16 protein-coding genes and 1 pseudogene are annotated in these 15413 nt (G+C 40.3%); 1 reads left to right on the top strand and 16 read right to left on the bottom strand.

What is annotated here, in order from left to right; genetic code table 11:
* Positions 1-154: 154 nt before the first annotated feature.
* Entirely contained in the window at positions 155-1777 is a 1623-nt protein-coding gene (locus DB729_RS04575) for a putative polysaccharide biosynthesis protein (RefSeq protein WP_070696319.1), read from the bottom strand.
* A gap of 105 nt (positions 1778-1882) precedes the next feature.
* Between DB729_RS04575 and DB729_RS04570 the strand changes: the two genes are divergently transcribed.
* Positions 1883-3328 carry a UDP-N-acetylmuramoyl-L-alanyl-D-glutamate--L-lysine ligase gene (locus tag DB729_RS04570; RefSeq protein WP_109290140.1) on the top strand — a complete coding sequence of 482 codons (1446 nt, stop codon included), beginning with the start codon at positions 1883-1885 and terminating at the stop codon, positions 3326-3328.
* A gap of 31 nt (positions 3329-3359) precedes the next feature.
* Here the strand turns inward: DB729_RS04570 and DB729_RS04565 are convergent, their stop codons facing one another.
* The 15 genes and pseudogenes from DB729_RS04565 to DB729_RS04495 form a co-directional block, all read right to left on the bottom strand.
* On the bottom strand, positions 3360-3560 hold the full coding sequence (locus DB729_RS04565) for a CsbD family protein (RefSeq protein WP_033584493.1): 201 nt from the start codon (positions 3558-3560) through the stop codon (positions 3360-3362).
* A 101-nt stretch (positions 3561-3661) separates the two neighbouring features.
* Positions 3662-4312, bottom strand: coding sequence for a DUF1803 domain-containing protein (locus DB729_RS04560; protein WP_109290141.1), 651 nt, complete (start codon positions 4310-4312; stop codon positions 3662-3664).
* Positions 4296-4808, bottom strand: a complete 513-nt coding sequence (locus DB729_RS04555) for a YiiX/YebB-like N1pC/P60 family cysteine hydrolase (protein WP_109290142.1) — start codon at positions 4806-4808, stop codon at positions 4296-4298. The genes DB729_RS04560 and DB729_RS04555 overlap by 17 nt, the downstream gene beginning before the upstream one ends.
* Positions 4809-4894: 86 nt before the next feature.
* Complete coding sequence (locus tag DB729_RS04550) at positions 4895-5830, bottom strand: manganese-dependent inorganic pyrophosphatase (RefSeq protein ID WP_109290143.1); 936 nt, start codon at positions 5828-5830, stop codon at positions 4895-4897.
* Positions 5831-5915: 85 nt separating this feature from the next.
* On the bottom strand, positions 5916-6200 hold the full coding sequence (locus DB729_RS04545; RefSeq protein WP_033606141.1) for a GIY-YIG nuclease family protein: 285 nt from the start codon (positions 6198-6200) through the stop codon (positions 5916-5918).
* Positions 6190-6939 carry a tRNA1(Val) (adenine(37)-N6)-methyltransferase gene (locus DB729_RS04540; RefSeq protein WP_084852423.1) on the bottom strand — a complete coding sequence of 250 codons (750 nt, stop codon included), beginning with the start codon at positions 6937-6939 and terminating at the stop codon, positions 6190-6192. The genes DB729_RS04545 and DB729_RS04540 overlap by 11 nt, the downstream gene beginning before the upstream one ends.
* Positions 6940-6992: 53 nt before the next feature.
* On the bottom strand, positions 6993-7352 hold the full coding sequence (locus tag DB729_RS04535; RefSeq protein ID WP_000689615.1) for a S1 RNA-binding domain-containing protein: 360 nt from the start codon (positions 7350-7352) through the stop codon (positions 6993-6995).
* Between the two features lies 1 nt (position 7353).
* A complete protein-coding gene (locus DB729_RS04530; protein WP_109290144.1) occupies positions 7354-8754 on the bottom strand; it encodes a bifunctional Cof-type HAD-IIB family hydrolase/peptidylprolyl isomerase in 1401 nt (466 codons plus the stop codon).
* Positions 8755-8876: 122 nt separating this feature from the next.
* Positions 8877-9980, bottom strand: a complete 1104-nt coding sequence (locus tag DB729_RS04525) for a family 8 glycosyl hydrolase (protein WP_109290145.1) — start codon at positions 9978-9980, stop codon at positions 8877-8879.
* Positions 9981-9988: 8 nt separating this feature from the next.
* Positions 9989-11299, bottom strand: coding sequence for a glycosyltransferase family 2 protein (locus DB729_RS04520; RefSeq protein ID WP_109290146.1), 1311 nt, complete (start codon positions 11297-11299; stop codon positions 9989-9991).
* A 142-nt stretch (positions 11300-11441) separates the two neighbouring features.
* Complete coding sequence (locus DB729_RS04515; RefSeq protein ID WP_109290147.1) at positions 11442-12221, bottom strand: hypothetical protein; 780 nt, start codon at positions 12219-12221, stop codon at positions 11442-11444.
* A gap of 6 nt (positions 12222-12227) precedes the next feature.
* A pseudogene (gene wecB, locus DB729_RS04510) lies at positions 12228-13376 on the bottom strand (non-hydrolyzing UDP-N-acetylglucosamine 2-epimerase).
* Positions 13377-13813: 437 nt separating this feature from the next.
* Positions 13814-14323: a GNAT family N-acetyltransferase gene (locus DB729_RS04505; RefSeq protein ID WP_109290148.1), complete on the bottom strand. Its 510-nt coding sequence runs from the start codon at positions 14321-14323 to the stop codon at positions 13814-13816.
* A gap of 342 nt (positions 14324-14665) precedes the next feature.
* Positions 14666-14905 (bottom strand): 30S ribosomal protein S18, encoded by a 240-nt coding sequence (gene rpsR, locus DB729_RS04500; RefSeq protein ID WP_000068664.1) that lies wholly within the window; start codon positions 14903-14905, stop codon positions 14666-14668.
* Between the two features lie 31 nt (positions 14906-14936).
* Positions 14937-15407, bottom strand: a complete 471-nt coding sequence (locus DB729_RS04495; RefSeq protein ID WP_109290149.1) for a single-stranded DNA-binding protein — start codon at positions 15405-15407, stop codon at positions 14937-14939.
* Between the last annotated feature and the right edge of the window lie 6 nt (positions 15408-15413).

Here is a 15413-nt window from a genome sequence, read left to right as displayed (position 1 = left end):
TTTATTTAGTCAAGCAATTTCTGAAGAAAAACTTAAAAAAGCATATTTTTTGCTCTTAATTTTAGAAAAAGTTCTCTTTTTTTAAGAAAAATGTAGTATAAAAACCTTTCTATTAAAGAAAGGTTAAATTCATTGCTTTTATTTATAAATCTTTTTACGATATTTTCAATCGTGTACGTAGCCGGTCTGCTTGAGCTTTGCCGATTATCTTGTCTAAGAGTCGTGTCCGTAGGCTCATCAAACCATAAAGACCTCCTCCAAGCCCTCCGATGAGAGCCACATAAAGGAAACTCCAGAAACGTCCACTTGGTTGGAAGACAAAACCGAGTAGCCACTGCAAGAAGCCAACTAGGATAAACATGACAAGTGTTAAGATGGTAATCAAAATGGTTCGCTTCAAGATTATCTTTCGACGAGCACCCGTTACCTGACAGATGTCTCGGTACATTAGGACATTTGGAATAATCAAGCCGATAGTCGTTGAAATCAAAGGACCGTAACTATGGAAAATAGCAATGGTTGGCAATTGCAAGACAATCTTAGCAATGGAACCATAGATAAAGTATAGAACTGCCTTGCGGTTTCGGAACATGGCCTGAAGCATAGGAGACAAGACCATATACAAGCCTAGGATAGTAGACTGCAAAACTGCAAAGACAAACAAGCCCATGGCCAGACTATCTGGCTTACCGTAAAAGACTGTATAAAGAGGCTCCCCTACCATGACCACTCCAACCGTTGCAGGTAGTAGAAATAAGAAGAGCATGGTAAGGCTATCTTGGACTAGGCGAGCCGCCGCTGGCAAGTCACCTTTTACATAGTTTTCCGTCAAAAGCGGCAAGCCGACACTACCAATGGAAACCCCTACAGAGATTAAAATCATGGTAATTTTATTAGGATTGGCAGAGAAATAAGAAAACATGACAACCAAGTCTTCATTGCTGTAGTTGGTAAACCACTTCATACTATTGATAAAGGTCATCTGGTCTAAGATTTGGAAGAGTTGAATGGCTGATCCTGTCAGGATAAAGGGAATGGCTTCCTTGATGGTATCGACTAAGAGTCGCTTACTATTGATCCTATCCCGTGTTTCAAAAACTCTTTTAAGCAAACCTTCTTGAGCAAGGAAGTAGATCAAAACTGCAAAACTTGCTACCATCCCTACAAAGGCTGCAAAGGTCGATTGGGTAACGGCTGATAAGTAGTCACCAGAACCCATCTTCATAATGAAGAAGGTTGCCATCAACATCCAGATAACACGGATCACCTGCTCAGCGATTTGACTCATAGCATAGGGTTTGAGGTTATTCATCCCTTGGAAGAAACCTCGGATGACACTCATAGATGGGAAAATCAAGACCGCCCAAGCCAAGCTCTGCATGATGGGAATCAGATCTTTCCCCACACCTGACAAATCTGCTAGCCAGGGAGAAAAGAGATACAAGACCAAAGCAAAGACTAAGCCCAAGCCCGTCATAAAGCTTAGGAAACTCCGAATCAAGGCAAAGCTATGCTCTTCTTCTCGCATAGTATTGTACTTAGCCACTTGTTTGGCAACCGCAACTGGAATACCAGCTGTCGAAATCAGCAAAAACCAGGCGTAAATATTGTAGCCCATGGTAAAGAGACCATTTGCCTTGGCTGCATAGGTTCCCATCCAGATATACCAGGGAATAATGTAGATAGCCCCAAGAAGGCGACTAATAAAGTTACTAGCTGTTAGCCAAGCAGTCCCTCGCAACATCTGGGCCTGCTGGTGATTGTTTTCGTTAGACATAGCTTCCTCATTCAATTTTGATAACTAGGAAATTTTCCTCATCTTCCATTATAAACTTTTCCTTGTTACTTGTAAAATTCAGACTTTCGGTTTACAATAGAAAGTATGATAAAGATTGAAACCGTGTTAGATATATTAAAGAAAGATGATCTCTTCCGCGAGATTATCGACCAAGGACACTACCACTACAACTACAACGCAGTTGTTTTTGATAGCATCAGTTACGACAGCCGAAAAGTAAAAGAAGGCACTCTTTTTTTTGCAAAAGGCGCTGCCTTTAAAAAAGAATACCTTCTTTCTGCTATAACTCAGGGCTTAGCCTGGTATGTTGCCGAAAAGGACTACGAAGTCGGTATCCCCGTCATAGTTGTGAACGATATCAAGAAAGCCATGAGTTTGATTGCGATGGAATTTTATGGTAATCCGCAAGAGAAACTAAAAATTCTCGCTTTCACAGGGACAAAAGGAAAGACAACATCTGCTTACTTTGCTTACCACATTCTATCTCAACGCTACCCAACAGCCCTCTTGTCAACTATGAATACAACTCTAGATGGCAAGACCTTCTTTAAATCTTCCTTCTCAACGCCTGAAAACATCGATCTTTTCGACATGATGGCTCAGGCTGTTAAGAATGGTCGAACCCATCTTGTAATGGAAGTCTCTAGCCAAGCCTATCTTGTTAATCGAGTCTATGGCCTGACCTTTGATGTAGGTGTCTTTCTCAACATCACTCCTGACCATATCGGACCGATTGAGCATCCTAGCTTTGAAGATTACTTCTACCACAAACGTCTCTTGATGAAAAATAGCCGAGCAGTTGTCATTAACAGCGACATGGATCACTTTTCTGTACTGAAAGAACAAGTGGAACATCAAGAACATGACTTCTATGGTAGCCAGTCAAGCAATCAAATCGATAACTCCAAAGCCTTTAGCTTTTCAGCTACAGGTAAACTCGCTGGTGATTATGATATTCAACTCATTGGCCACTTTAACCAAGAAAATGCCGTTGCTGCAGGACTTGCCTGCCTCCGTCTAGGCGCTAGTCTTGAAAATATCAAAAAGGGAATCGCTGCAACCCGCGTTCCTGGACGTATGGAAGTCCTGACTCAGAAAAATGGAGCCAAAGTCTTCATCGACTATGCCCACAATGGCGATAGTCTTAAAAAACTGATTTCTGTTGTTGAAACTCATCAAACTGGAAAGATCGCTCTGGTTCTCGGTTCGACTGGAAACAAGGGTGAAAGTCGTCGCAAAGACTTTGGTCTCCTCCTCAATCAACATCCTGAGATTCAAGTCTTTCTCACCGCTGATGACCCCAACTATGAAGATCCAATGACCATTGCAGATGAAATCAGCAGCTATATCAGTCATCCTGTTAAAAAGATTGCCGATCGTGAACAAGCCATCAAGGCAGCTATGGCCATCACAAATCAAGAACTCGATGCCGTGATTATTGCTGGTAAGGGAGCTGATTGCTACCAGATCGTCCAAGGAAAGAAAGAAGACTATCCCGGAGACGCAGCTATCGCAGAACGTTATCTATAAAAAAATCAAGGGAATGTTTCCCTTGATTTTTTTAGTCTTCTTTCTTAAATGAATTTTTAAGACCTTCAACGGCACCTTCTACAGCACCTTTAGCTTCTTCAACAACTTCTTTTGCTTTCGCAACTGTTTTTTCTACAGTACCTTCTGCTTCTGTCTTGCTATCGCCAGTAACTTTACCAAATCCTTCTTTGATAGCACCAGTTGCTTGATCCAATTTATTTTCAAGTGACATAGCTCTGTCTCCTTTGCTTTTAATACGATAAACGTTATCGCTTACATTCAGTTTATGCTTATTCTTTAGCAAAGTCAAACAATCAGCTCAAAATGAAGCAATTAAGGTAAATAGAAAATCAACCGTTCCTTATCAAAATCAGCAGCTAACTCATACTTTCCATCTTCGTTTTGCACAACATAGCCCAAGACGACTAGACTCTCAACGAAGATATCACGGCGTTTCTGCATCAGTTGGTCTTTTTTGAGGAATTTTAACAAAAAAGTCGTCATATATTTGAGGGCATACTCAGGGTTAACATCTCCTAAAATATCATAGAGTTTCTGCTGATCTTCTGTCAGTGGATACTGGTTCTTAACTTTATAAAAATAATTAGACAAGGTCATTTTTTGCCTTGCAAAGTCCGTATGTTCGATTAAAATGGCTGCATTGGTTTGATTGCGCAATTCCGTCTCAAAAGTCTTCTCCAGCAAGCCTTGATAGACTGGACTGTCCTCTCTGATAAAAATCTCTTGATCAAGGGCTAAATCATCCGTAGATTCTAAAAAAGGGAGATTGAGCGAATAGTGTTTATTTTCCCTTAGAATCAAGCCTGCCTTTATATACTCTTCCATAAGCTTATCAACTGATACATCTGGAAACTGGGCCTTGATTTCTCGTAGAATCACATCGTCATGCTGATCCAGATAGTCAACCAAATCTATAAAAAATAGTTGTCGAGTCAAACGAGAAGGATTAAAAATCTGAATCATGAAGATTCCTTTCTTTACATTTTAAAAGAGGGGATGCTGCTAACTGACTAGGATTGGTCCCCGGCTGGTTCAGAGGCACAGCTATTCCTAGTTCTCTATAGTATTCATTCCAGAAATCACTAATCTCCTGCTCCCCGTCCCCAAATTGCATCGGAATAGTCTCAAAAATAGGCAGGATTTTTGCGATGTACTGGGAACAATAGAATCCTTCCCCATCAGGATAAAAAGAAGAATTATAAGGAGCTCCAAGATGCTGGTTAGCTCTTTTCTTTACTTTTTGAATATCTATTTTTGGATAAAGATAAAGATCATACAGACAAGCTGGCTCTAAGAAGTCTCTTAGTTTTTGACAGATAACACCAGCTTGCCCACTAGCATGGTAAATCATCCCATCCAAATAGATGGCAACATGACTATAGTTCCCAGTAGAAGCCTGGATGGCCTGCCCCAAATCCGACTCATCTCTTACAAAAATCAAATCGCCATTTGCTAACATGCTTCTCTCCTAGAAAAAAAGGAGTTAAAACTCCTTTTGATATAAGACAAACTAGCCTTTCCTATTTTGAACTGACACTCAGGAACTTACCCATTAAAGCTTTCAGTCAACTGAGGCACTACTTGTTTCTTACGTGAAACAGCACCTGAAAGGAAAGCGTGGTTGTTTTCAAGTTTGAAGTTAAAGGCTGCTTCCACCTTGTCCATGTTTGATCCAAGAGCCAAAATTTCAGAGTTTGAGTTGACGATGTCTGTAATCATCAAAACAAAGTCAGAGTAGCCGTTTGCCGCATTAGCCGCTTGCATTGCTACTTCGATTTCTGCTTGGCGTTCCAAGACTTCAGCAATATCAACAGTATTGACTTGGGCAACACGAACCTTATTTCCGTTGAGTTCAAAAGTCTTAGCATCAATGTCAATCAATTCTTCAGCAGATTTGCTAGCCAAGTTAGTACCAGCTTTGAGCATAGCAAGACCGTACTCTTCCAAGTTCACACCAGCCAATTCAGCCAATTCAGGAGCAATGACTTTGTCAGATGGGTGTGTTGTTGGTGATTTCAAAAGAAGGGTATCTGAAATCAAACCTGAAAGCATCAAACCTGCGATTTCTTTAGGAACTGCTACACCATGTTCTTTGAACATACGGTAAACGATAGATGAAGCTGATCCAACTGGTTCCAAGCGCATGTAAAGTGGGCTTGCAGTTTCAAAATTAGCCACACGGTGGTGGTCCACAACTCCGTAAACTTCTACTTCAGCGATATCTGACACTGATTGTTGGAATTCATTGTGGTCAGTCAAGATGACTTGTTCTGCACCTTCTGCTTTAGCAGATGTGATGACGCGTGGTGCTTCTACACCAAAATAGTTCAAAACAAAGGCTGTTTCTTCATTTGGAGTACCGAGAGCTACTGCTTCTGTATCCAATCCATAAGCCTCTTTTGCAAGATAGGCAAAGGCTACAGATGACCCGATGGCATCTGAGTCTGGATTTTGGTGACCAAATACTAGAATCTTAGACATGATAATACCTCTTTAAATTTATTCATCTTATTTTAGCACTTTTTTCCTCTTTTGACAAAAGTAAGAGGAGTCAAAGGACTCCTCGTTAGACATCAATATCGTTAACTAGATTTTTCTCTTGATTTTCAGATAAAAACCGTTCTTTCTGTGAACGTTTCTTTCGTTTTAGGAGAGCCTCTGCAGACATGGCTTCTTCCTTACTGGCAAAACCCTCTACATAGATAAGCTTGACTGGCAAGCGAGCTCGGGTATACTTGGCTCCCTTACCACTATTATGAACGGCAAGGCGCCTCTTCACATCCGTTGTATAGCCTGTATAGTAAGAACCATCACGACACTCCACCACATACATATAGGCCTTATGATCCATAGTAAATCTCTTGAATTTCTGGGGTATAGGAACCATCATCATTGTGAACAATGAGTGGTGGTAAGACCTTGAAGCCACTGGTCGAGCCATCCTTGATAGCTTCGATTAAGAGCATATTGGCCTCCTTCTCTCGTTTTGGATAGACAAATTGCAGGCGCTTGGGTGCCAAATTATGGCATTTCAACATGTCCAAGATATCCAAGAGCCGATCAGGACGATGGACCATGGCCAAACGGCCATTAGACTTGAGAATACTCTGAGCACTTCGGCAGATTTCTTCTAGGTTAGTCGTAATTTCGTGTCTGGCCAGAAGGTAGTGTTCACTCTCGTTAAGATTAGAATGCGGATCCACCTTAAAATAAGGCGGATTACACAAAATCATATCCACCTTACTTCCCTGAATGTGGGCAGGCATATTTTTCAAATCATCACAGATGACCTGCATCTGCTCTTCCAAGCCATTCAACCGAACCGAACGCTCTGCCATATCCGCCAAGCGCTCCTGAATCTCTACAGAGAGAATTTTTGCCTTGGTACGACTACTTGCAAAAAGTCCCACTGCACCATTTCCAGCACAAAAGTCCACAATTAAACCCCGTTTAGGGAAGCGAGGAAAGCGTGATAAGAGAACACTATCCACCGAATAGCTAAACACCTCTCTATTTTGAATGATCTTGATATCTGTCGAAAAGAGCTGGTTGATTCGCTCTCCTGGTTTTAATAATTGTTCTTCTTTCATACTTTTATTATAACAAACAATGTTAATATTACAAATGATTTAGATAATCGTATTTATGGCTTCTTCTTTAAATGCTCTAGTGCCTCACGCGTCCAAACAGGCATCATTCGTCCAAGTGGTGCAAAACCGTGCTTGATCCGATCATTTGAAAAACGTCTCCGTCTTGGCAATTGATGTTTTTCCTCTTCTAAGGTACGGATAGAAAGGCTGGCCTTCCCAGTGTATTCGTCAAAATCCACCACCTGAACTTGGACTTCATCGCCAATTTTTAAAATGTCATAGATATTTTCAATAAATCCCGTCCGAATCTCCGAGATGTGAATCAGCCCTGTCACCCCTGTCTCTAACTCAACAAAGGCACCATAGGGCTGAATTCCTGTAATACGCCCGTTTAGCTTATCACCTATTTTCATCCTAGTCCTCAATTTCAATCGTTTCAATTACTACATCTTCAACTGGTTTATCCATCGCTCCAGTCTCAACAGATGCAATGGTATCTAAGACAGCAAAAGATTCAGCATCTACCAATTGCCCAAAAACAGTATGGCGGCGGTCAAGGTGAGGAGTTCCTCCTTGCTCTGCATAAATCTCAGCGATTGGTTCGGGCCAACCACCACGTGCAATCTCTTTCTTAGAGTATGGCAAGTGTTGATTTTGGACGATAAAGAACTGGCTACCATTGGTATTTGGACCAGCATTGGCCATAGAAAGAGCACCACGGATATTGTAAAGTTCTTCTGAAAATTCATCTTCAAAAGCTTGACCATAAATGGACTCTCCGCCCATACCAGTACCAGTTGGGTCTCCACCTTGGATCATAAAGTCCTTGATAATGCGGTGGAAAATCACACCATCATAGTAACCGTCTTTTGACAGAGCAACAAAGTTGGCTACTGTTTTGGGAGCTTGCTCAGGGAAGAGCTTGATACGTAAGTCTCCGTGATTTGTCTTAATAGTCGCCAACGGACCTTCTACTGTTTCAATTTCTACTTGTGGAAAATGCAATTCTTTTTCTACCATACCAAATCCTTCTAAGGCATCAAAAATGCCATCTTCTTCTACTGTTTTTGTAATATAATCTGCTTTTTCTTTGATTTTATCATGGGAAACACCCATAGCAACGCTGATTCCAGCATAATCAAAGAGTTCCAAGTCATTGAGACCATCCCCAAAGACCATAACATTTTCTGGTTTCAAGCCTAGATGTTCTACAACCTTGGCTACACCAGTTGCTTTGGATCCTGAAATCGGCACGATATCAGATGAATGTTCATGCCAACGCACCATGCGAAGTTTATCTGATAAATACTCTGGTAGGTGCAAGTCATCCCCTTTATCCTCAAAGGTCCACATCTGGTAAATATCTGCTTTTTCATGGAAGTTAGGATCCACATCCAAGTTTGGATAAATCGGATCAATCGCCTCACTGATCAGTTCTGTTCGCGTGGAGAGTTTGGCGTCATGACTACCAACCAGGCCGTACTCAATTCCCTCGTCCTTCGTCCAAGAAATGTACTCCTCAACATCTGACTTGTCAATCTGATGCTGATAAATGACCTGGCCTTTTTTATCTTCTATATAAGCCCCATTTAGGGTTACAAAAAAGTCCGGTTTGAGCTCTAGAATCTCTGGAACAACACCGAAAATACCTCGCCCAGAGGCGATACCTGTTAAAATCCCTTTCTCTCGCAACTGCTTAAAAACAGTGGGAATTGTAGCTGGAATAAAGCCCGTCTTTGACGTACGCAAGGTATCATCAATGTCAAAAAAGACAATTCTAATCTTCTTTGCCTTGTATTTTAATTTTGCATCCATCTCTCTACCTCTTTTTTATCACTCTTTCCATTATACCATAAAGCTGATGAAATTCCCTTTTTGAAAAAAGATGAAAATCCTATCAAAAAGAGAGCCAGTAAAACTAGCCCTCTCTTTTCATCCTAGAACATCTCTAGAGCAATCATGGTAATCATCGTTGCATCATAGTAGTTGTCCAAAGGTAAATCTTGTGTGAAAATGTATTTATTTTGCTGAAGAAGTTTTAGATAACCTTCTCCCTTGTCAGATGCATAGGTAATCGGTGCCAAGAAACTACCTGCCTGGTATTGATTGAGGGCAGATCCATTCAAGTCATATCCAGCATAAATGCGTTGCTCTTTCATAAAGAAATCCATCATCTTTTGAACGAGTTTTTGGCTTCTTTCATCCTGGCTCTGTGACAAGTGATAAGGCAAACGACAAGCGTTATAAGAATACGCTCCATCGTATTGAGATTCGATAGTATTGGCATCAACAAGGCGTGCCCCTGACTTCTCAGCCCAGATAAAGTCTGGCAAGAGACCCGTATCAGAATGAGAACTGATTTGCTCCAATTGCCCAAGCATCTTATCCTTAATGTCTAACCACTGTTTATTCCCAGTCAGGTCATAGAAAGACTGGAAATAGTGGGGAAGGGTATCAGACGTCCGCATCAAGTAATAATAATCAGAATCCTTGTTTGCCCAGTTTCCTACTGTTAAAACACCTGTCTCTTCATTGTAGTTGTACTTAAGGATATCATCCAAGATTTTTTTAGCTTGCTCTTGGTATTCCTGCGCCTTATCTGGCCACTGTTTGGCAGCTTCAATTAAAGAATAAGCGATATAGAGATCTCCATCAGTTGCATTTTGTTTCTCGACCGTTTCGCTATCATTTGTGATCACTTGCTTCCAAGACATCAACTGCGTTCCCTCAATACGATGATTTTGATAATAGCGATAAAGACTCTCAAAATCTGCTTGACTTGCTTGCCCTTTTTGGGCTGCTAAAACCGTTATGAGCATGCCGTAACTTTGGGCTTCAGATAGAACTGTTGTTCCCTCCGAATCACTCGTCGTACGAACATAAGACTGATCGCCTTTTGTAACAAGGAACTGTTGGCTCCATTGGCTGTAAATTCGATTCCGCATCTCTATTTTAGTCCTTCCTCTTGCTAAAAACAAGGCTAAACAAAAGATAGAAAGGATGAGCACAAACCAGACATATTTTAATTTATTCGTTTTCATAGAACCTCCTATCCTGCAAATCGTTTGGTTTTAACCCACTTGGTTTCTTTTCGTCGGAGTACTTTATCCAGCACGATCGAAGAAATGGAATCAATGGAAACAACGATAAACATCTGTGCATAAGTGAAATAGGCAGCCAAAGCCAACCAGATTTGCTTTGTAGTAGCTTGTCCAAATTGACTTGCCAATGCTGTCATAATTTGCATCAGATAAAGACCAATCATGAGAATCCAGTTGAAGAGCATGAGCTGGGCGATGTAGATATTGTCCGCATCAAAAGCAAATGGAACCCTGACATCTGGGAAGAAAAGATTAAGGAAGATCGCTAGCACATTCGCTAGGAAAATCAAATCCGATAGGACAATGGCAAAGTTAAACCAAAAGAAAACACAAGAATAGTTAAAGACTTCTAGTTTAACGCGCCAGTTTGCTCTGCCAAATAGATGCTTAAAGTTTGAGAGAACAACTTCGTAATTTCCTTTTGCCCAGCGTTTCCGTTGCATATAGTAACTCTTTAAGGTCTCAGGTTCTTGTTGGAAAGCCTCTGAATTATAGGCAAGGGCAATCAATTTACCACTCTGCATAATTTTGAAGGAAATATCGGTATCCTCGGTTAAGGCACCATTTTTCCAACCACCGATACTCTTTACAAAGTCGGTTTGAATGATAAAGTTGGTTCCTGGAATACGCCCAATTTTAAAGAGATGCCACATCCCAACGTGGTGCACGCGCTGAGTAACAACGATTTCCTGGTTGATACAACGAGTCAAGAAATTTTGATTGGCGTTTCGAGTCTTGTTGCGGCCGAAAGATGCCACGTGGCGTTCTGGGTCCTTCATCACTTCTTTGACAAGGAAATAAAGGGCGTTCTTTTCAGGCATAGCATCTGCATCATAAACACAGATGTATTCGCCTGTTGCCATCTCCAAAGCATCGTTTAGAACGCCCGCTTTTCCTCCCGTACCAGTACGGTCGATAATAGTCAGATTTCTTCCTGCATATTCAGGCATGGCTTGTACAGACAAACATTCTGCATAGGTATTGTCCGAACAGTTATCCGCAAACAAGAGCAACTCCACACGGTCGTGAGGATAATTCATGTCCAAGATAGCTTTTGCCGTTTGGGCAATAACCACATCCTCATTATGAGCAGGAACAACAATGGTAACCTTCGGATAATAAGGTAGTGGCGAAGTGTCTACACGAAAATCACTGTGTTTAAACCAAAAGTGTACTGCCGAAAAGAGAATTACCAAGCCCCAAGCTAGAGAAATCCAAATTGTAAGCAAGGTAAAAATCATTAACATTTGACTAATCATGATTCACCGCCTTAAAATTTTTGTTCACTCGATGGTAAAGAATATTGTATGCAATAAATAGTATGATAAAACAAATGCCAAAGGCGAGACTGAGTCCCAAAGCAATACCAAAAAATAGTTCGGTTAAAGTCATGTTTCCCTCCTAATATTCTACAATTACATCTGTCTCTAGTTGACGTTTGAGATGACTGGCAACATCTGCGTAGTCTTGGTATTTATCTTTATTATCAGAGTTAATCACCAAATAGCCTGTTTGGAACTGAATTCCTTGATTGCCATCTTCTCCATGAAAAACTAAACTGCTTAGTTTCTCCTGCAAACCATTCAAATAAAGTTCCTTCAAAGAATATTGGTTAGTACTCGATAGAACGAGAAAATTACCATCCGAAACGTAATAGAGCTTATCGTTGTAACTCAATTCCTGAGCAATTACCTCTTGAATACGACTGAGCATCTGGTTATGTTCTTTTGGTTTAATCTGGAAGAACAAATCTTCATGTGCCCAATGAATCAATAAAGATTGAACCGTAACATCACTTTGTTCAGTGACCATAGCTTGGTAATCTGCTCGAGCTTCGTCCTCCTGTTCTTGGACCTTTGAGATCACCTTGAAGAAATAATAACGAACCTTAAGTAGAATCCCAATCAAAATTGGAAAACTGATTAATAAGAAGATCAGTTGAATGATTGGGATATAAACCACACCCGCAACCAAAACGATAAGTCCAAAACCAAATGCTAAGATAAGGGTCCAAGTAAGTAAAAGGTCAGATAATACCAACACTGCAAACAAGGCTAAAGCTAAAAACAAGATTTGTTCTAAAATGATTGCTCGAGCATACAAAAAACAAAGCACCAAAAGAATGACCTCACAAGCAAGCAAAGCCATAAGCCAGTTTTTAAATTGACTCCAATTTTTCATTTTATCTTATTTCCCCCCTTTGAATTCAGACACAGAAGTCGCTGCCCCAAAGTACTGTTGAATGGATTGTACGATTCGTTCAGAGGCTCTTCCATCTCCATAAGGATTTGGTGCCTGAGACATTTGTCTATAAAGAGTTTCATCTGTTAAGAGTGCTACCATCGCTTCTTTCACACGTACTGGATCCGTACCAACTAGCTTCAACGTACCTGCTCTTACTCCTTCTGGACGTTCCGTAGTGTCACGAAGAACAAGGACAGGTTTGCCGAGAGAAGGCGCCTCTTCTTGAACACCTCCAGAGTCAGTCATGATAAAATAGCTTCTTGAAGCCAAATTATGAAAATCAAGTACATCTAAAGGCTCGATCAAGTGAATACGATCGTGACCAGATAAGATATCGTTTGCTGCTTCTTGCACAGCAGGGCTAAGGTGAACAGGATAAACAACTTCAATTTCCTGATGAAGATCGACCATCTCACGTAAAGCTGCAAAGACATTTCTCATTGGTTGACCTTGATTCTCACGACGGTGCATGGTTACCAATACAAGTTTCTTATCTGGATCCAATTGATCTAGAACTTCATGATAGTAATCCGATTGAACGGTTAGTTTCAATGCATCAATGGCTGTATTTCCCGTAATGACAATAGCAGACTCAGGGTGATTTTCCTTGAGGAGATTTTCTTTACTCTCACTAGTTGGAGCAAAATAAAGATCCGCTAAGTTATCAGTCATCTGACGATTCATCTCTTCTGGGAAAGGAGAATACTTATCAAAGGTCCTTAGGCCAGCTTCAACATGGCCGATACGCACCTGATTATAGAAAGCAACTAAGCTTGCTGCAAAAGTTGTCGTTGTATCTCCATGAACAAGAATTATATCTGGAAGTTCTTGCTTAACAACTGGATCAAACTTTTCTAAAATTTTTCCAGTAATATCTAAAAGGGATTGATTTTTCCCCATAATATCCAGGTCATAATGTGGCTCGATGCGAAACGTTTCAAGAACTTGATCCAGCATTTGACGGTGCTGAGCTGTCACAACTGTGATCGTCTCAATGCTGTCACTATGTTTTTGCAATTATAACACTAAAGGGGCCATTTTAATAGCTTCTGGTCGTGTTCCAAAAACAACCATCACTTTCAGTTTCTTCATTATGCTATCCTTCTACTATAATAAAACTTGACACATCAGATTAATCTTTATATCGAATTATTGCGCAAATCAATTAATTTGATTATCTTAGTTATTTTACCGTCAATTAATTTATATGTCAAATTTTTCCCAAATTATATTATTGCATTTAATTTAATTTTAACAATTTGTAACCTTTTTGTAACAATATTATTTACAACCTTTAAAAAGCCTTATTTTAGGAAATTTTAAGACTTTTTAAAAGAATCCGTATTTAAAAAAACTAAACCTTATATGTTTTTTTCGATATTTATTTTTAACTTGATAATTCAAACAATTATATTTTACCAATTTGAGGAATAAATCAAACAATTTCAAACAAAAAAATCCCTTTTTCGAATGAAAAAGGGACTATGATTGTTTACTATATTTAAAATTTAAACCTTATAAAATTTGTCTTAAAACAAATTTTTTGACAGATATAAAACAAGGTCACCGATATCTTCACAAACTGCATTCATGGCCGGTTGATGGTTCTGATACCAAACACCCGTCCCATCTGGAATATAGCCTCGTTTGATGTACAATCTCTGGGCAGGTCCATACCCTGAATGGAGCCCAACACCAAGGGTCACCTTATCCGATATGAGCCTAACTCGTTTTTCTGCTTCTTCCAGCAAGAGATTTCCAATACCTTGATTTTGAAAGGGCTCGAAGACATTGAAGTCTGAAAGTTCTGGAGCCATTCCAGCAAAGGGACCCTGCTTAGCATCGGGTAAAATCGTAATGTAACCCGCTACAGCACCCTCAACCTCTGCAACTAAGACTTCTCTCTCCTCACTTTCTTGCTCCTTAAAGTATTGAGTTAAAATCTCCTCTCTACTTGGCCAACCTTGATTGATAAAACCTTGGGATAGTTCTTTAACATCAGATGTTTGCATTTTTCTAATCAGACACGTTGTTTCCATAAGGTACTCCTTAAAAGCCTTCTCTCACTATTATAGCACGATAATAGTGATAAAAAGGAAAAGAAAGAGCTGTCAAACTAAAAATAGAATCCTACTAGACCCCAAAATATCTGCTTTTGATTGTTCACAGTAAGGAGCTTAATTCGCTTTCTTGTTTCCGAGCTCATGAAAAGAGGTCCCCCGGATCCAACTCGCTCTCTCATTTCCATGCTCGTAAAAAAAGACCCGTAAGGGTCTTAATTCGCTTTCTTATTTTCAAGCTCATGAAAAAGAGGTCCACTGGACCCAACTCGCTCTCTCATTTCCATGCTCGTGAAAAAAAGACCCGTAAGGGTCTTTTCTTTAATCTTCGTTTACGAAAGGCATCAAAGCCATTACGCGAGCGCGTTTGATAGCTGTTGTTACTTTACGTTGGTTTTTAGCTGAAGTTCCTGTTACACGACGAGGAAGGATTTTCCCACGTTCTGAAACGAAACGGCTAAGAAGCTCAGTATCTTTGTAATCAACATATTCAATTTTGTTTGCTGCGATGTAATCAACTTTTTTACGGCGTTTGAATCCGCCACGACGTTGTTGAGCCATGTTTTTTCTCCTTTATAGTATTAATTGTCCATTAGAATGGTAAATCATCATCTGAAATGTCCAATGGATTTGTTGCTCCAAATGGATTTTCAGAACGTGAAAAGTCTGGTACTGGGTTTGCAGGTGCTGATTGAACAGCAGTTGGTGCAGAATAAGCGCCACCTGAATGTCCTTCACGCACTCCGCGACTTTCCAACATTTGGAAATTATCCGCCACGACTTCTGTTACGTAAACACGTTGTCCTTGCTGGTTATCGTAACTACGAGTCTGGATACGGCCTGTGATCCCGATAAGAGAGCCTTTTTTAGCCCAATTAGCAAGATTTTCAGCCTGTTGACGCCACATAACGACATTGATAAAATCAGCCTCACGTTCGCCATTTTGACTCTTAAATGTACGGTTTACTGCAAGAGTAAAAGTCGCAACTGCTACATTTGATGAGGTATAACGCAACTCAGCGTCACGCGTCATACGCCCTACAAGTACAACATTGTTAATCATAATCTA

It is taken from the genome of Streptococcus halitosis, from assembly GCF_003143695.2.
GTDB classification, from domain to species: Bacteria; Bacillota; Bacilli; order Lactobacillales; family Streptococcaceae; genus Streptococcus; species Streptococcus halitosis.
This window is presented reverse-complemented; position numbering and strand designations above follow the sequence as displayed.

What these genes read in the sequence shown, in the direction of transcription:
- DB729_RS04575 (WP_070696319.1), bottom strand. Translation starts at nt 1,777, where the DNA reads ATGTCTAACGAAAACAATCACCAGCAGGCCCAGATGTTGCGAGGGACT.
- DB729_RS04570 (WP_109290140.1), top strand. Translation starts at nt 1,883, where the DNA reads ATGATAAAGATTGAAACCGTGTTAGATATATTAAAGAAAGATGATCTC.
- DB729_RS04565 (WP_033584493.1), bottom strand. Translation starts at nt 3,560, where the DNA reads ATGTCACTTGAAAATAAATTGGATCAAGCAACTGGTGCTATCAAAGAA.
- DB729_RS04560 (WP_109290141.1), bottom strand. Translation starts at nt 4,312, where the DNA reads ATGATTCAGATTTTTAATCCTTCTCGTTTGACTCGACAACTATTTTTT.
- DB729_RS04555 (WP_109290142.1), bottom strand. Translation starts at nt 4,808, where the DNA reads ATGTTAGCAAATGGCGATTTGATTTTTGTAAGAGATGAGTCGGATTTG.
- DB729_RS04550 (WP_109290143.1), bottom strand. Translation starts at nt 5,830, where the DNA reads ATGTCTAAGATTCTAGTATTTGGTCACCAAAATCCAGACTCAGATGCC.
- DB729_RS04545 (WP_033606141.1), bottom strand. Translation starts at nt 6,200, where the DNA reads ATGGATCATAAGGCCTATATGTATGTGGTGGAGTGTCGTGATGGTTCT.
- DB729_RS04540 (WP_084852423.1), bottom strand. Translation starts at nt 6,939, where the DNA reads ATGAAAGAAGAACAATTATTAAAACCAGGAGAGCGAATCAACCAGCTC.
- DB729_RS04535 (WP_000689615.1), bottom strand. Translation starts at nt 7,352, where the DNA reads ATGAAAATAGGTGATAAGCTAAACGGGCGTATTACAGGAATTCAGCCC.
- DB729_RS04530 (WP_109290144.1), bottom strand. Translation starts at nt 8,754, where the DNA reads ATGGATGCAAAATTAAAATACAAGGCAAAGAAGATTAGAATTGTCTTT.
- DB729_RS04525 (WP_109290145.1), bottom strand. Translation starts at nt 9,980, where the DNA reads ATGAAAACGAATAAATTAAAATATGTCTGGTTTGTGCTCATCCTTTCT.
- DB729_RS04520 (WP_109290146.1), bottom strand. Translation starts at nt 11,299, where the DNA reads ATGATTAGTCAAATGTTAATGATTTTTACCTTGCTTACAATTTGGATT.
- DB729_RS04515 (WP_109290147.1), bottom strand. Translation starts at nt 12,221, where the DNA reads ATGAAAAATTGGAGTCAATTTAAAAACTGGCTTATGGCTTTGCTTGCT.
- DB729_RS04505 (WP_109290148.1), bottom strand. Translation starts at nt 14,323, where the DNA reads ATGGAAACAACGTGTCTGATTAGAAAAATGCAAACATCTGATGTTAAA.
- rpsR (WP_000068664.1), bottom strand. Translation starts at nt 14,905, where the DNA reads ATGGCTCAACAACGTCGTGGCGGATTCAAACGCCGTAAAAAAGTTGAT.
- DB729_RS04495 (WP_109290149.1), bottom strand. Translation starts at nt 15,407, where the DNA reads ATGATTAACAATGTTGTACTTGTAGGGCGTATGACGCGTGACGCTGAG.